This is a genomic window from Robinsoniella sp. RHS (genome assembly GCF_001029355.1).
Lineage (GTDB): Bacteria > Bacillota > Clostridia > Lachnospirales > Lachnospiraceae > Robinsoniella > Robinsoniella peoriensis.
The window spans coordinates 78,562-95,449 of sequence record NZ_JNGB01000023.1 but is presented as its reverse complement, the minus strand read 5'-3'; the positions used below and the strand labels follow the sequence as shown (position 1 = coordinate 95,449).

Here is a 16,888-nt window from a genome sequence, read left to right as displayed (position 1 = left end):
TAGAATGTTTTTGGAATTAAAATACTTTATTTATAGCGCTTATCAGCTGGGCAACATAAATAAATGTACAGACTAATCCGATTCCAGTTATAATTGCAAAGAATATCAGTATATTTTTTATGGTTCTTACATTATTATACTGGTCTTCCAGTTTTTTTTCTATATTAGCTAATTCGCGATGAAATGCTTTATATTCCAGACTGCAATCATGGGAATTATGTAATTCAGATTCCGGATTCCGATGGGAAGATTTTCGTGATACATTTTCTTCTTTGCAAGTACTTTCGTAACAAGTATCCAAAGGCGTTTCCAGTGAAATATTTTTTTTCGCATTTTCAACATCAAATTCGGATATATCACTTTGATGTTCCCGGTATTTGAGTTCCAGAAAGCGTTTTGTATCTGGTCCTAATTCGTTGATTTCTGCCACTTTGTCAAAATAAGCTTTTGCAACAGCCGGATTATCGTAGGTATACATATTAAGGTGTTCGTTGCATCTGCTGCAGATGCTGCCGTCTAGACCAATTACTGAAAAAATACTTTTCTCGTTTCCACAGATTACACATTTCATAATTCACTTCTCCTTATGATAACTTATGCTTTTTTCCATTTAGCGGTTGTATGGAGCAATTGGATCACTTTTAAAGCTTAAGCTATTTTTCTCTTTGTAATAGTTTATGTACATTATTATAGGGGAATAAATGTAGATTTTCAAGTTGTTTTGGTTGGTAAGATAGCTTACTACTTTCCGAACACTACCCCCAGCTACAAAGCGTTTGCAAGGCGGAGGAATGAGGCGCAGCGGATACGTCGATTGACCACATCGCAGCAGTTAGAAAATAGACAAGGATTAGCCCCGAATTTAAGCGTTATGGTCTGTTAGGTTAAAAATACGTTAAGAGAGAAGGGGTTAAGGGAGAAGAGCTCGATGCTGTGAAGTTGGAATTTCAGATCAGATAAGATTCTGTTTTATCTATAAAATTATATAGGATTTAGAAAATATTATATTGTTGGGAGTACCCGCCGCAGCTTGTGGGAGCTGCGGGATGGGAATCATGTAATACTAAGCAATCACTATTATACACAAATTAAAAACAGTTAGAACATGTTTGTACTAAATGGCTGTTTTTCTGTAACAAAATAATAAAAGTGTGAAGATTACAGCCTGTTTTATCTGCTGCGGTTACATTGATTACAGAAAATGAACATTTTAAACAGATCATCCTGCGTCTTCCCGGTAAATGGAAAGTACAGCTTGTAAAATCTGTTTAAAAATACGCTTTAAGCTGCGCTGTCTGCAGGTTTTTCTATGGCAGAGTTTTTGACATCATCCGGAAGCGTAATGGTTTCAACTTCGCCAAAAGACCCAAATTTAAGATCAAAAGTGCATGATTCACAGTTGAATTCTACATCTTCCTGTGCACCCGCTGATTTCATGGCTTCTAACATCATAGTCTGCAAATCAAGCGTCATTTTTACCGGCATGGAATCTTTTTTTGCAATATAAAATTCTACCGGAATTTTAATAGCTGCCCAATCTGCATCCCCCATGATCTCCGCAGAATCGTTCATTGCACTTAATGCAGAGTCCAGAATTGTGCTCAATGCTTCGCCGTCCAGTACACCTTTTAATGCATAGCATTCAACACCTTCCAGATCAGTTGTATTCTTTTCCAATTCCAGACTTGCTGCCAGTTTTTCAAACTCTTTAAATTCATAAGCATTCAGGCTTTTATCCAGATTTTCTTGTACTTCTTTTGTCCAGCCCTCTTCCCCTGTTTTGGTGTACGAAATTGTGTTATCACCGTCCCGGACCGTATATACTTCTAGTGGAGATGTCTGATCCATACCAAGCATTCCCAAAGCCATACTCCCTTCGGCATGTATGATTTCGGGATCTGTGTTTACCTTCATTCCCATATCCATATTCATGGTAACATCGACCGAAATTCCCTGAACAGTGCCGCCGGCTTTCAAATCCATAAGCATGTCTATTTTATAGTTTTCTGCTTTCGACATATTTTCGGACATGGATTTTAGAAGTGATTCGGATGTTGCTTTACCGCATCCTGTCACGCTTAAAATCAAAATACTGCTTCCCAATACAGCACAGCTATACCTTACAAATTTCTTTTTCATACTTTTTTTCTCCTTTGTCTTTCCCTTTTCAATGGGTGATTGTATTCTTAAGACAGAAAGAACACATGATAGTCATTATATATGATTTATTTGTGATCGGATCGGGAGTGTATTGAAATGCACATTTTATAACATAAAATGTGCAAATAGAGATATAAAAGCAGAAGAACATATTTGCCTTCTGCTATTTTCATAAATTTATATTGTTTTTGTTGTAATATTTTCTGTTTCTGAATTCATGGCTTCCGAAGTCTTTTCTGTCTGAATATCTTTAATTTCCTGTGGGAGGGAAATCGTACCAATTTCTCCGAAAGAACTATAAATAAAGTTTAATGTTAAATGATCACAGTTTATGCTTAGGTCTTTCTGGTCATCAATAGATTTCATCAGACCCATCAATAATGGTTTTAACTCCACACTTATTTTAACCGGCATTTTTTCTTTTTTGGAAACGTAGAATTCTATAGGTATTTCGATTTCCGCCCAGTTAACATCTTTATAAATATTGGCAGCTTCATCGAACTGATCATATAGTGAATCTGCCATTTTACGCAAGGCATTCGTATCTAAAAGACCTTTGAGTTTGTAACATTCTATGTCTTCCAGCTGGGATGTATGATCCTCCAGTTCTAAATTAACCGACAAATCTGTGAGTTCATTATATATATTTACGTCAGGGTCATTTTCCGGATTGGTAATGGTGTTCCTTTTCCATTCTGATTTTCCGATTTGAAAATAATTGATGATATCCGGATCTTCTTTCATGGAGTAAGACGCAACATCTATTTTCTGCTCCATACCCAGTGTTTTGAACCAAATATTACCATCAGCATACAGTATCTGTGGCTCCACATTTAGCTGAAGTGCTATATCCAGACCTGCCTGGACATCCAGCGTAACTCCGCTCATGGATCCGCTGGCGTTTAGATCTGCCGACATATCAATTTTATAATCATTTACTTTTGACATGTTTTCTGACATGGAGTTCATAAGTGATTCTGCAGTTACCTTTCCGCATCCTGTTATGTTTAGAATCAGGATACTGCCTGCTAATAGAGTACAGCCGTATTTCCATAAGTTCTTTTTCATATTCTCTCCTTTTGTTGTTGTTTAGACTTTTAATCGGTTTTTCTATAGTTTTCCTTTTAGAAATAGAAACATAATTATCATTATATATGATTTTATAAAATACGGATCAGATTTGTATTGAAATGCAGATTTTGTATGTGTTTTAAACTCTTTATTGAAGAAAGTACGGACATTTCCGGCATAATTTAACGTGGCAGGTATGGCATAAAAGACAAATCTGCTTTTAATCTGCTTGTGTATTGTAAAGTGGAAGACCCTGGGCGGACATGAAATCATGACAAAATTTAAAGGTTTTATTTTGGGTTATGAATATCATGGTAAATGAGAAAAGTACTTGACTTTAAAATCCTACAGATGTAATATATAAATAAAAATTTTTGTAATTAAATATTACAAATGTAATAAATATGAATTGTTAGGAGGATGTGAAATGAAGAAAAAGAATATCGCTGTCATTGCGTTTTTGGCTGTTGTTGTGGCCGGAGTGATTATCACAACGGGATATATGTATCTGAGATCACAGGGATATAAGGGACCGGAATCTCTTTTGAAGCAATTAACCGGCAGGGGAGAAGAGCCTGATCAACTGCTTCAGAAATATATGTCCTATATAGAGAAATCAGAATATCAAACCATGTACAGCATGATAAGCGGGCAAAGCAAAGAGAGCTATTCCGAAAAATATTTTACGGAAAGGAATAAAAATATTTATCAGGGAATGGAAGCAGAGGATATCAGGGTCAGCATACTGGATACGGAGGAAGACCAGGGGCAGGTAACTGTGAGTTATCAACAGGCTATGAAGAGCTCTGCCGGAGAAGTGCAGTTTGAAAACCAGGCGGTATTTACCAAAGAGCAGGGGAGGGGATATGTACTGGAATGGAATGACAGCCTGATTTTCCCAGAGCTGACGGCGAAGGATAAGGTAAGGGTATCTGTAGTGGAAAGCAGACGTGGAGAGATCACAGACAGAAATGGAAAAATGCTTGCCGGGGAAGGAACAGCGGTATCCATAGGACTGGTACCAGGAAAAATGAGTGAAGATGCCGGCAATGATCTGATCAGGCTGGCAAAACTTCTGGATACTACCGTGGAATCCATCAAGACAAAGCTGGATGCGACCTGGGTAAAAGGAGATTCACTGGTACCGGTTGCCGTATTGGATAAGGTGTTAGAGACGGATCTGATGTCTGCTTCCCCGCCGGATCAGGTTATGAAAAATAAAGAGGTTCAGGATGAACTGATTATGATACCCGGGGTTATGATATCGGATACGGTTGTGAGAAGTTATCCTCTTGGAAAGGGGGCATCCCATTTGACCGGATATATTCAGAATGTAACGGCTGAAGACCTGGAAGCACACCCGAATGAAGGATACAGTGAAAACAGTGTAATTGGAAAAAGCGGAATGGAAGGCTTGTATGAAAAAGAATTAAAGGGTCAGGACGGATATGAGATTGTAATTGAAAATGAAAACGGGAAGACGAAAGCGGTGATTGCATCCATACCAAAAAAAGACGGAGAAAATATTAGGCTGACGATTGATGCCGGGCTTCAGGAAAGTCTGTATGAGCAATTTAAAGATGACAAAAGCTGTTCTGTTGCAATGAATCCGTATACCGGGGAGGTGCTGGCCCTTGTCAGCACGCCGACTTTTGACAGTAATGATTTCATAAAAGGCATGTCGGATAAGAAGTGGAAGGAATTAAACGACGATAAAAGGAATCCTTTGTATAACCGGTTCCGTCAGGTACTTTGCCCGGGTTCATCCTTTAAGCCGGTAATCGCCGGAATAGGGCTGGAAACAGGGGCGGTTAACCCGGATGAGGACTTTGGAAATGAAGGGCTTAGCTGGCAGAAAGACACAAGCTGGGGAGATTATCATGTAACTACTTTACATGCATATGAACCAGTCACATTAGAAAATGCAATGATCTATTCCGATAATATATATTTTGCAAAAGCAGCACTTAAGATTGGGGCAGATCAGTTGGAAAGCCAGCTGGACAAATTGGGATTTAATCAGGAAATGCCTTTTGAGATTACCATGGCACAATCCCAGTATTCCAATACAGAGAAAATAGAATCAGAGGTACTGCTTGCCGACAGCGGCTATGGCCAGGGACAGATTTTAATTAACCCGCTGCATCTTGCGGCATTGTATACGGCATTTTGTAATGATGGAAATGTCATAAAGCCTTATCTTCAGTACAAGGATTCACCAGAGCCTCAGGTGTGGCTTCCCCAGGCATTTTCAAAGGAAACGGCGGACAGGGTGGAAAACGCTATGGAAAAAGTAATATCCTCGCCGGAAGGCACAGGCAGGGCAGCAAAAATGGATTCCACTATTTTAGCAGGGAAAACAGGAACTGCGGAAATCAAGGCAGACGTATCTGATACGACAGGTACGGAACTGGGATGGTTTGGTGTATTGACTCCGGAGCCTGCTTCCAGTAAGCCCGTCCTGTTAATCAGCATGGTGGAAGATGTAAAAGAAACCGGTGGAAGCACCTATGTTGTGGAGAAGGATAAGATTGTTTTGGATTATTATTTTTCAGCAGAATAAAAAGAATATTAGGAATACCGATGGAAGGAGAAAGACCGGATGAAAAAGATAGTAATTGTAACCGGAATTTTATGCTGTATGGTTATAATAGGTGTCTTTTATGCCGCACCAAATCAGAAGGGAGAGTATCTTCTGGCTCAGAATATGGAGGGAAGTATCTCTAAGGAAGTCTCAGACCGGGTGAAGGAAGAGTGTCTGGAGGTTGCCGGCATTTATAAAGAAACCTATCTTAATACGGATAAACAGCCGTCTGATATTGTTCAGGCAGATAAGCAGATTTCAGAAGAGGCTGTCGGTGAAATCGTAAAGAAGATTGGCAAAAGAGGAATTACTGTAAGCGATACTGCTGGCAGGTGCAGTCTGGAAAATACCGAAGCGTTTTATAGCTTCTGGGAAAAGATCCAAAAGGGAGAAGCTGCATCTGTTACCATTTACCGCATACGGCAGAATGGAGGGTTTTACCGCTATGAATTCTATATGGACCACACCGGAAAATATCTGTTATCCGCTTCTGTCAATCTGGATTTAGAAGGGAATCCTGACGTATATGAGATGAAAATAACACCTCTCTCGGAATGGAAATTTACGGAGAAAGAAAACTTTATTTTCCGGGATGATTATGCAGTCTGGGCGAGTGGAAATGGATACCGCATGATCCGTGTAAAACCAGTGGATGAAAATTGTCTGTCTTATCAGAAAAAATATGTGGAACCCATCAATTATGGAGGTAATAATCTGATGATCAGCAATTGGTCAGAGACGGATTATTCAAAGCTTAACTTTAATGACCTGTTTGAAAACTTATATAATTTAAAAGAAGGCAAACGGCTGGAAAAAGACCAGTTTCCCATTGATCCATCAAATGAAAACAGGTACATTCCTGCTGATTTATTTGAAAATGTCATTCAGAGTTACTTTTCCATTACAAAGGAGGATCTGAGAAAAGCTGCGATGTTTGAACAAAAGAGAGATGCTTATCCCTGGCAGGAAATTCGCTCCAACAATAATTGTGTTGCAATGCCTTATATGGACCCGGATGTAACAGCGGTGAAAAAAAATTCAGATGGTACGGTAACGCTAACCATAGATGTGATCTGCCTGGAGAAAAGTAATGACCGGGCGTTTACCCATGAGCTGACGCTGCGGGAATTGGGCGGGGGAAAGGTGCAGTATGCAGCAAATGCAATCGTTCCTGATGAACACAATGTGATGCCCAATTATGTTTACCGGTTACAGTAATAATGGAATAACATAAAAATGGAATAATAAAAATGGATTAATAAAAATGGAATAATAAAAATGTATAAACATGACGATAAAAAAATGTATTGACGCTTCCATGTATCTAAGGTTAATATTGTTTTAGACATTACATACAAAGGAAGGGGAATAAATTTAATGAATTTTAGCATAGAAGGACTTTTGCATGGTGGGGACTACAACCCGGAACAGTGGCTGGACGATCCCGGGATTTTGGAAAAAGACATTGAGTATATGAAGGAAGCGAAGATAAATACCGTTACCCTGGGAGTATTTTCCTGGGCGGTACTGGAACCGGAAGAAGGCGTCTTCCATTTTCAGTGGATGGAGGATATCATTGACCGCTTGTATGAGAATGGAATCAGTGTTATTCTGGCAACTCCTTCCGGCGCAAGGCCCAAATGGATGGCAGACAAATATCCCGAGGTACTCAGGGTGGATGGGAACCGTCAGCGCAATCTGTTTGGCGGACGCCACAATCACTGCTACACGTCCCCGGTTTACCGTGAAAAAGTAAGTATCATGAATCAGGAACTGGGGAAACGCTTCGGTGCTCATCCCGGTGTGATACTGTGGCATTTATCAAATGAATATGGAGGGGACTGCCACTGTCCGCTCTGCCAGGAAGCATTTAGAAACTGGCTTCAGGAGAAATATAAGACAATTGATGAATTAAACCGCCGGTGGAGCACTACCTTTTGGAGCCATATTTATCAGGATTTTGACCAGATCGAAAGCCCTTCACCAAGGGGAGAGATGCAGCTTCATGGACTGAATCTGGACTGGAAGCGGTTCGTTACCCATCAGACTATCGATTTCATAAAAGCGGAGGCGGCGGCAATCCGTCAGACAGGTTCAAAGATTCCTACAACAGTTAATTGTATGTACTATTATAATGAACTGGATTATGCTAAGTTTAACGACGTGGTGGATGTCCTTTCCTGGGATTCTTATCCTACATGGCATAAGGCAGATGAATCTGTAACCGCTATGGATACTGCAATGATGCACGATCTGCTGCGCTGTGTGCAAAAGAAACCATTTTTATTGATGGAGTCCTGTCCCAGTGCAACCAACTGGCAGAAGGTGAGCAAACTGAAAAAACCAGGGATGCATCAGCTCTCGTCACTTCAGGCAGTTGCCCATGGTTCGGACAGCGTGCTTTATTTCCAGATCCGTCAGAGCCGCGGAGCATCCGAGAAATTTCATGGTGCCGTGATTGATCATTATGGCGGGAATGATACCAGAGTGTTCCGTGAGGTGACAGATGTGGGAAACACACTGGAAGAAATCAAGGAAACCTGCAGTACGGATACAGTTTCCGAAGCAGCGGTTATCTATGACTGGGAAAATAAATGGGCGATGGAAGATGCCCAGGGTCCCAGAAACCAGGGGCTTTATTATAAAGAAACCGTTCAGAAATATTACCGTGCATTTAGGGAACAGGGAGTAAATGTGGACGTAATCGGCAGCGGGCGGAATCTGGACGGTTATAAAGTGGTAGCAGCACCAATGCTCTATCTGTACAGGGAAGACTTTGCGGATAAAATCCGCAGATTTGTGGAAAATGGCGGTCATTTTATCATGACTTTCTGGTCCGGAATTGTAGATGAAACAGACCGGTGTTATCTTGGCGGCACACCTTATGGATTGATGGATGTACTGGGACTGCGCAGTATGGAAATTGACGGGTTGTATGATCATGAAACGAATCGGATTCAGATAACCGGGCAAAAAGAAACTCTGGGGGAAGGAACATATGAGTGCCGACATCTATGCGACCTGGTGAAAGTGTCAACGGCGGAAGTACTGGCTGTATATGAACAGGATTTCTATAAGGGATATCCGGCACTGACCTGCAACCAGTTCGGTAAAGGCAAAGCCTACTATGTGTGTACGGACGCTGAGCAGGATTTCTGCAGTGAATTATGCAGCCACATCGGGGAAGAAGTGAAGCTTACAAAGTTTATGAAGAAAGTGCCAAAAGGAATTGAGATTACTGCCCGCAGCTCGGATACGTCGGTATATCTGTTTGTGCAGAATTTTAATTCTGGGAGTGTGAAACTGAAACTGCCGGATGGGTTTACGGTGTTAGCAGGTAATTGGGAAGCGGATGGAGGGATTGATCCGTTTGGTACGGTTGTGTTGAAGAAATAATGAAATATATGTAAAAATAAAAGAGATGTTTGTGGATTCCGTATCATGAGGGGATGGTCATGGTACGGGATTTTTTTGTATATAACAATAGCTAGGAAGGGGACGCTTTGTAGCTGTCCGCCCCCTTCTCTTTCCGAGATAGCATTCGTTGATACAAAGCTGGTTTTCTCAGCATGATGAGACCCTGGGTGTGTGGCATGCTGGACGCGATTGGCGAAAAGCAACTATTGTTCGCTGTTGTACGAAAGCGTGTAAAAAATGGCTCCGCCCATTTTCTTATCCAAAATAAAATATTATTTTTATGCACAATATCTGCCCCAATCCCCATCTAATATATAGGAACCAATAATTCAGAACAATGAAAACGCAGAAAGGGGGTAAAAATTTGGATTTTCTAGTGAAAAAGGCACAAAGAGGTGATGCAGATGCCTTTGTGACCCTAATTGAGCAGAGTAAAAGCAGTATGTATAAGGTTGCAAAAGGGTTTTTTATGAATGAGGAGGATGTGGCTGATGCCATAGCAGACAGTGTTCTGTCGGCATACGAACATATAGGAAGTTTGAAAAATCCGGGTTATTTCAAAACATGGCTGATCAGGATTCTGATTAATCATTGCAATATGTGTATCCGGGAAAGAAAACGATGTGAGGTGATTGAATTTTTCCCGGAGATCAATTACATAGACAGGGAACTGGAAATTGTAGAGTTTCAGGAAATGTTGAATGCATTCCCGGAAGACTGCAGGATGATTTTACTTTTATATTACGGGGAGCAGTTTACGGTAAAGGAGATCAGTCAAATCCTGGATATGAATGAAAATACAATTCGAAGCAAGCTGCGGCGCAGCAGGGACAGGCTGCGTAAAACAATCGTTGAAAGTTTATGAGGAGGAGTCATCTATGGATAAAAATTATACAGAACAGGAAATGAGAGAAACATTAGGGAAAAAATATGAGCCTTCAGAAATAGTAAATCAAAGACTTCAGGATGTTTATCAGCAGATAGGGGCAGGCGGGAAATCTGTTAATAATAAAGCGGGGAGGAAGAAGTCTGGCAGTAGGTTTTCGGTAATTAAAAAGGGATTGACTGTGACTGCGGCAGTGTTGGCGGGAGGAGTTTTGCTGTGCGCCAGCAATCCGGCACTGGCAGCGAAGATTCCCATTATAGGTGCTATTTTTGACCGCGTGGAACAGGATGTTACTTTTTCAGGGGAATACTCGAAAAAGGATAATGTACTGACTGCGGAGGATGAGAGTACAGGGATGCCTGTCAACACGCAATATTCAGTAGAAGATAATGGAGTTACTATGACAGCTTCCGAAATATACAGTGATGGTTATTCCATTTATCTCACACTAGATGTGCAGTCAGAGTCCGGTGGATTTGATAAAATGCCAAGCCACTATACAGCGGATGATCAGAATACTGCGCAGACGTTGTATATTCAGGGAGTATGGCTGGTTAATTCAAATGGTGCAGGTATTCCCTTTGTCAACAATTTAATAGAAGGGAAGGTGGTTTCTGATACAGAATTTATCGGAATGATGAAGCTGGATCTTCCCGATGATGGAAGGATTACGGAAGATACACTTTCTCTGCAAATGACGCAGATAGGGTTTGACAATAAGGAATTCACACCGGAAATGCTGGAAAATGAAGGTGTCACAAATACCATTCTCGGAACCTGGAATATAGATATCCCCGTGCAGGCAGATGAAACAGATATCAAGGTAATCGACGTGAATGAAAAAAATGAGATGGGATTTTCTATAGATCAGGTGATTGTTACACCATACCAGGTCAAAGTTCTGACAACGGTTCCATACACGACCCGGGATGATTCTGAAATTACGAAAGAGGAATTTGAGGAGTTATGGGGGGAGAAAAATAAAGAAATCCAAGCGCAGGGGGAAAGTGAAGTTCTCTATGATGATTATTTAATGGATAAAATCTATGAAGAGTTTGGCGTTTCCGTGTTTACGCAGGATGGAAAAAGGCTTATGCCAATTTCCCAGAGTGAAAAGAGTGCTACTTTTGCAGTTCAAAATAATGATATCAGCCAACTGCAAGTGTATATTGGAAAGGATGGGATAGATACCATGAAAGAGAAGGATATGGGGAAAATGAAGGAAAAGGCAATATTAGGGGTAACGGTAGAGGTACAGTAAAGGTTAGCATTCATAGGGAGAACTGAGTTAAAGCGTTAGGAGAGGGTAAGATTAAGAGAAACAGCAAAAAATCACCAGGCATATATGATAACCAATTATCATATATGCCTGGTTTTTTAATGCACGACTTCCCGCTGCTATTACATGGTAAATAGCACACTTTCGTGGTAAATGGTAAATTGGCAGAAGGTCCTTTCTTGTATAATAGTTATTAGATATTAGAAAAAAATAATTCTCTTTAAATATAAAATAGTTAAAAAATTCGTTGGTAAAGTATCACTGACATAAATTGATAAAATCAAAATTAAATCTGGGGAAATATTGATATGGAAAGAAATAATGACTTTTTTATTCGATCCACTTTCCGGACTTATCTGATACCCACTATTCTGGCGCTTCTTGGAACTACGATTACGGTCTTAATTGATAGTATTATTATTGGTAATTTCTTAGGTGAAAAAGGATTGGCGGCACTTAATCTGGTAAAACCGGTATATTTTACATTTATGACATTGGGTTCTCTGATCAGCGTGGGGGCGGCGGCAAATGCATCTGTCTATTACCAGTATCCGAACGACGATGAAAATGGCTTTCCAGAGCGGCATTGGCATTATTGAGGCTGTAACCATAGTGCTTGTGATTTTTCCACAGCAAATCTGCCGAATGTTCGGGATACAGGAAGGGGAAGTACTTGCCTTATCTGCAGCTGCGCTGGTCTGCTATGCTCTTAGCCTGGCTTTGTCTATGGTAAATAATATATTTATTTTTCTATTCTTTACAACCGGTAGAAATCTGCTGGCGAATGCAATTACATTTTCCAGGGCTTTTGGGTTTGTTACGGTTTTTGCAATGCTCTTTTCCAGAGCAGGTTTTTTAATGGGAGTGTGGTCTTGCTTTATTCTTGCGGAAGCAGCAGCTTTTCTTGTGATGCTCATGTGGGTGGGGGTCGTGTGCATCAGAAATAATAAATTTTCCGGGTTGTACTTATTGGACAGGACTTATGAGGACAAGGGAAAATATCTTTCTTTTTCGGTACCCAATAAAGTAGAAGAGGCGGTGGATGCTTCAATAAAGATCAATGCTTTTTGTAAAGAAAACCAGCTGGATGGGAAGACGGCAATGATGCTTAGTCTGTCTTTAGAAGAAATGCTGATTATCATTTTTGACCATTGTTTTGAAGACAAAGAAATTGGTGTCAATAACCTGAAGATTGTAATTAAGACTGTAATTCAGGTTGTATAGCTTTTTAGATAACAGTCAGGAGACGTTACTGTGAAAGCCTTATGTTCATATAGGAAAGGAGCAGATAAAAAGATGCAATTATATCATAGAGAAACCGGTGAACGTTTGGAAGTAACCTTTCGGACCTTAGAGGAAAGGGATGCAGAGGGAGTTGTTGAGTGCATTCGGGATGAGTATGGGGATACCTATTTTAAAAGGGATTTTTATAATCCTGAATTTATTCGGAAAGAACACAGGGAGGGAATTATTACTTTTCTCGTGGCGGTTACGGATATGGCAGATGTGGCAGGTGTTATGATTTTAAAAGAGTTTTTTCCCTATGAGTTTATGATCGAGATTGCAACGCAGATTTTCAAAAAGAAGTATCGGGGATATGGGATGGCTGAGCATATGTTTGATTATGGAATGACTATACTCCAGGAGATGCCATGTTCAGCAGTCTATTCTCTTCCCGTTACTTTTCACGCCATATCCCAGCGGTTATTGCGGATGAGAGGGCTGATCGGCTGCGGCTTTATTTTTTCAGTATTTGATATGGGGAAAATACAACAGTCTTATGGTAAGCGCAGGAACCTCAAGCATTCACAGGGAATTCAGATTCTGGCTAAGGATAAAACCAATGGGGGAACACTGTATATTCCATCGGAGCAAAAAGGCTTTACCGGATGGCTGTATAAAAAGCTGGGCGTGACCTGCCATTTGGCGGATGTGCCGGAGGATAGGGAGTGGAATACAGGAGACCGGCATGCTCCCTGCCAGGTTATGAAGACGATCGACTGGATACAGAGCAGCGCCGCCATTACGATCTATAGAACCGGCAGCGGGCTTAAGGAGTATGTGGAGATGATACTGGAAGAGTACGGAAGGCTGCCGCATTTTACGTTGAATGTATTTCTGAATGTAAATGATCCGGGAGCGGTTGCTGCTTATTACCTGCTGAAAGATTATGGCTTCTTTTTTGCAGGATTTAAGCCCCTCTGCAGTGAAAATGAATTTATGGTTATGCACAATCCCCTGGCAGTTCCGATTAATTTTGATGATTATATATTAACAGAAGAATTCCGTGACCTGAGCCAGTATGTGGAAGTGTTTTATGAGGAACGGCAGCGGTGCCATTGTATGGGAGGCAGGAAGTATGAAGCATAATATCAGGAAAAAGGTTACGGCTGCAACGATTCTTGTAGCAATGACAGCAATTATTATCATCAGTGGAGTAACGGTTTATGGAATGCTTTCCATGAAATCCCACACGGTTCAGACAAGTAAAGAACTGGGCCATCAGGCGGGAGCTGATTCCAAGGTGGCGCTGATCAGTCAGGCGAAACAAAAAATTGCAGACGTTGCCAAAGAAAAAGCAAAATATATAGAAACAAAATTCAATTTCACAAAGACTTATGTGGAGACCATAGCGGATACCATGACATCTATTTATGATAATCCGGATGAATATCCCGATCGGTCTGTGAAGGAGCCGGTCAAAGGAAACACAAACCTTACAGCCCAGTTGATGTTTTCTTCAACCGTAAAGGATAAAAACGATCCGGCAATTCAAACTGAAATACATAAAATAGCCAACATCCGGGATATTCTGGTGCAGATTAATGGGCATGACGAGGTAGTGGCTTCCACTTATGTTGCTACAAAATCCGGAATTGTAATTATGGCTGATTATATTTCTTCCGCTAAGTTTGATGATGGTTCGGATGTGCCCAATCCATATGAAGCATTTTTGCGTCCCTGGTATCAAAAAGCAGTGGATGAACAGAAGCTAATTTTCACTGACATCATTAAGGACATTCACGGAGGAGGTTCCGCAATTATCTGTGCTAAGCCTTTTTATAAAGGTGGAGAATTCATGGGTGTTGCAGGGGTAGGCTCCTACCTGACGGATATCAACGATGTGGTAATGAATACGGAAGTAGGGAAATCCGGCTATGCATTTCTAATCGACAGCGGCGGCAAGGTGAATATATCTTCCAAAGAGAGCGGAGAGGTGGGGGCTGATCCTGATCACGTAACGGATCTTCGCCGGAGCGAAAATAAAGAACTGGCAGATGCGGTCCGGAATATGGCAGCAGGTGAAAGCGGTATTGCTGAAGTAACTATAGATGGAAAAAAGGTATATCTGGCATATGAACCACTGACAACTCTGGGCTGGAGCTTTGCAACTGTCATTGAGCAGGAAGAGGTTATTGCTCCGGCGATTGAGAGCCAGGACGGTATTATGAAGCTGACGAATGGTGCTATCAGCCAGATTAATCAGAATATCAGGATGGTATTTGTGATCTTAATCGTATTAATCCTGATTGTATTACTGGCAATCTTCTTCCTGAGTAACTCTGTTTCCAAAAAAATAACGGATCCTATTGTGAGCGTGACCCGGGCTGTACAAGAAGTGGGAGACGGAGATCTGGAATATAATCTGGAAATCCATACAGGAGATGAAACGGAAGAGCTTTCCAATGCATTTCAGGAAATGACATTGAAATTAAAAGAGTACATCAGGAATCTGACAGCAGTGACAGCAGAAAAAGAACGGATAGGAGCAGAGTTAAATGTGGCAACACAGATACAGGCAAGTATGCTGCCTTGTATCTTTCCGGCATTTCCGGAGCACAAAGAATTTAACGTATATGCTACGATGCAGCCTGCAAAAGAAGTCGGCGGAGACTTCTATGATTTCTTTCTGATCGATGATAACCATCTGGCAGTTGTGATGGCGGATGTATCCGGCAAAGGAGTTCCGGCTGCGCTGTTCATGGTTATTGCCAAGACTTTGATTAAAAACCATACCCAGAATTTTGAGGCGCCCTGCGATGTTTTTACCAATGTGAATAAACAGTTGTGTGAAAATAATCAGGCGGGGATGTTTGTGACTGCGTGGATGGGCATTCTGGAAATAGACAGCGGCATGTTTACCTATGTTAATGCAGGACATAACCCGCCGCTTCTGAAGAGGAAAGGAGAACGCTTCACTTATCTGAAAAGCCGTGCAGGATTTGTACTTGCAGGTATGGAAGGGATACGTTACGGGCAGTACCAGATCCAATTAAACCCGGGGGACCTGCTATACCTGTATACAGACGGAGTGACGGAAGCCACGGATATTTATAATAAGCTTTATGGAGAAGAGCGGCTGCAGGAAATCTTGGATAAAAATGCAAGCCTCCCGCTAGAAGAAATTCTGAAAAATATCAAAAAGAATATTGATTTGTTTGTAAAAGGTGCTCCTCAATTTGATGATATAACAATGCTTGCATTAAAGATTCATGAAAGGGAATAGAGAAAGCGGGAGGTGTGAAATGAAAGAGTTAACCGTACCGGCTAAACCGGACTGTCTGGATCAGGTACTGGAATTTATTGAAGAAGAATTAAACAAAACAGATTGTACTGCAAAAGTCAAAATGCAGATCAAAGTTGCAGTGGAAGAAATCTACGTCAACATTTGCAAATATGCATATTATCCCAGGGAGGGAAACGCAACGATCCGCTGCCTCATTCAAGGTGAATCAAAGCATGTGGCGATCCAGTTTATGGATTTTGGAACACCTTATAATCCCCTGCTAAAGGAGGACCCGGATATTACCCTGGATGCGGACCGCAGGCAGATAGGAGGGCTTGGCATACTGATGGTGAAGAAGATGATGGATCACATATCTTACCGGTATGAAGGGGGAAGGAACATTCTGACCTTGCAGAAGAACATTTAAGACAGCGAAAGAGAGGTGTAAAAATGATAGACTTGCGTAAGGAAAAGGCTTTTAAAATGGTATATGAACATTATTATGACTATATATATAATTATTTTTACTATCACACTTTTCAAAAAGAGGCCACGGAAGACCTGACCAGTACCACTTTTATGAAAGTGTTGGAAAAAGGAAACCTCTATGACGAAGAAAAGGCTAAAATTATTACGTGGCTATTGACGATTGCGAAAAATGTATGGGTGGATTATTTGCGGAAGAATCGGAAAGGGGCTATTTCGATAGATGATCTGATTGATCTGGATGTTTCCCGGGAAAATGAAACTTACAGCCAGGTTGAAAATCAGGTAGATATACAAAGAATACTTGGAAATTTGTCTGAGAGGGAACGAATGATTATCGTTCTTCATTATTATATGAATTTATCTTATGGGGAAATAGCGGTGCAATTGGATATATCTGAAAAGTGTGCCAGTGTAACAGCAAGCAGAACTCTGAAAAAGATAAAAAATAAATTAGAAAAATCTGAAAAAAAATGTAGGGAATGCAGAAGTTGATAC

General features: G+C 40.8%; 14 protein-coding genes and 1 pseudogene. 12 read left to right on the top strand and 3 right to left on the bottom strand.

Annotated features, from left to right (window positions below; all coding sequences use genetic code 11):
* Positions 1-16: 16 nt before the first annotated feature.
* Complete coding sequence (locus RHS_RS12820) at positions 17-571, bottom strand: hypothetical protein (RefSeq protein ID WP_027292425.1); 555 nt, start codon at positions 569-571, stop codon at positions 17-19.
* Between the two features lie 424 nt (positions 572-995).
* Between RHS_RS12820 and RHS_RS30945 the strand changes: the two are divergent.
* A pseudogene (locus RHS_RS30945) lies at positions 996-1,061 on the top strand (hypothetical protein); the annotation flags it as partial.
* A gap of 220 nt (positions 1,062-1,281) precedes the next feature.
* Here RHS_RS30945 and RHS_RS12815 read toward each other — a convergent pair.
* Positions 1,282-2,139 (bottom strand): DUF6612 family protein, encoded by an 858-nt coding sequence (locus tag RHS_RS12815; protein WP_027292426.1) that lies wholly within the window; start codon positions 2,137-2,139, stop codon positions 1,282-1,284.
* Positions 2,140-2,337: 198 nt separating this feature from the next.
* Positions 2,338-3,228 (bottom strand): hypothetical protein, encoded by an 891-nt coding sequence (locus tag RHS_RS12810; protein ID WP_047833421.1) that lies wholly within the window; start codon positions 3,226-3,228, stop codon positions 2,338-2,340.
* 430 nt (positions 3,229-3,658) lie between these two features.
* Here RHS_RS12810 and RHS_RS12805 point away from each other — a divergent pair, with 430 nt between their 5' ends.
* The 11 genes from RHS_RS12805 to RHS_RS12755 all read left to right on the top strand — a co-directional run bounded on the left by RHS_RS12805 (position 3,659) and on the right by RHS_RS12755 (position 16,885).
* Complete coding sequence (locus tag RHS_RS12805) at positions 3,659-5,794, top strand: penicillin-binding transpeptidase domain-containing protein (protein ID WP_395022281.1); 2,136 nt, start codon at positions 3,659-3,661, stop codon at positions 5,792-5,794.
* A gap of 39 nt (positions 5,795-5,833) precedes the next feature.
* Complete coding sequence (locus RHS_RS12800) at positions 5,834-7,033, top strand: DUF6070 family protein (protein WP_047833420.1); 1,200 nt, start codon at positions 5,834-5,836, stop codon at positions 7,031-7,033.
* A gap of 159 nt (positions 7,034-7,192) precedes the next feature.
* Positions 7,193-9,211: a beta-galactosidase gene (locus tag RHS_RS12795; RefSeq protein WP_047833419.1), complete on the top strand. Its 2,019-nt coding sequence runs from the start codon at positions 7,193-7,195 to the stop codon at positions 9,209-9,211.
* 385 nt (positions 9,212-9,596) lie between these two features.
* A complete protein-coding gene (locus RHS_RS12790) occupies positions 9,597-10,097 on the top strand; it encodes an RNA polymerase sigma factor (RefSeq protein ID WP_027292431.1) in 501 nt (166 codons plus the stop codon).
* Between the two features lie 13 nt (positions 10,098-10,110).
* The gene (locus RHS_RS12785; protein WP_047833418.1) at positions 10,111-11,379 is read left to right on the top strand and encodes a DUF4179 domain-containing protein; all 1,269 of its coding nucleotides are present in this window, start codon (positions 10,111-10,113) and stop codon (positions 11,377-11,379) included.
* Positions 11,380-11,705: 326 nt separating this feature from the next.
* A complete protein-coding gene (locus RHS_RS12780; RefSeq protein WP_047833417.1) occupies positions 11,706-11,996 on the top strand; it encodes a hypothetical protein in 291 nt (96 codons plus the stop codon).
* Positions 11,926-12,621, top strand: coding sequence for a hypothetical protein (locus RHS_RS12775; RefSeq protein ID WP_395022278.1), 696 nt, complete (start codon positions 11,926-11,928; stop codon positions 12,619-12,621). The genes RHS_RS12780 and RHS_RS12775 overlap by 71 nt, the downstream gene beginning before the upstream one ends.
* A gap of 72 nt (positions 12,622-12,693) precedes the next feature.
* Positions 12,694-13,767: a hypothetical protein gene (locus tag RHS_RS12770; protein WP_156042749.1), complete on the top strand. Its 1,074-nt coding sequence runs from the start codon at positions 12,694-12,696 to the stop codon at positions 13,765-13,767.
* Complete coding sequence (locus RHS_RS30940) at positions 13,757-15,904, top strand: SpoIIE family protein phosphatase (protein WP_395022275.1); 2,148 nt, start codon at positions 13,757-13,759, stop codon at positions 15,902-15,904. Before RHS_RS12770 ends, RHS_RS30940 begins: the two co-directional genes overlap by 11 nt.
* A 19-nt stretch (positions 15,905-15,923) precedes the next feature.
* Positions 15,924-16,331, top strand: a complete 408-nt coding sequence (locus RHS_RS12760; protein ID WP_047833414.1) for an ATP-binding protein — start codon at positions 15,924-15,926, stop codon at positions 16,329-16,331.
* Positions 16,332-16,354: 23 nt separating this feature from the next.
* Positions 16,355-16,885 carry an RNA polymerase sigma factor gene (locus RHS_RS12755; RefSeq protein ID WP_047833413.1) on the top strand — a complete coding sequence of 177 codons (531 nt, stop codon included), beginning with the start codon at positions 16,355-16,357 and terminating at the stop codon, positions 16,883-16,885.
* Positions 16,886-16,888 lie beyond the last annotated feature (3 nt).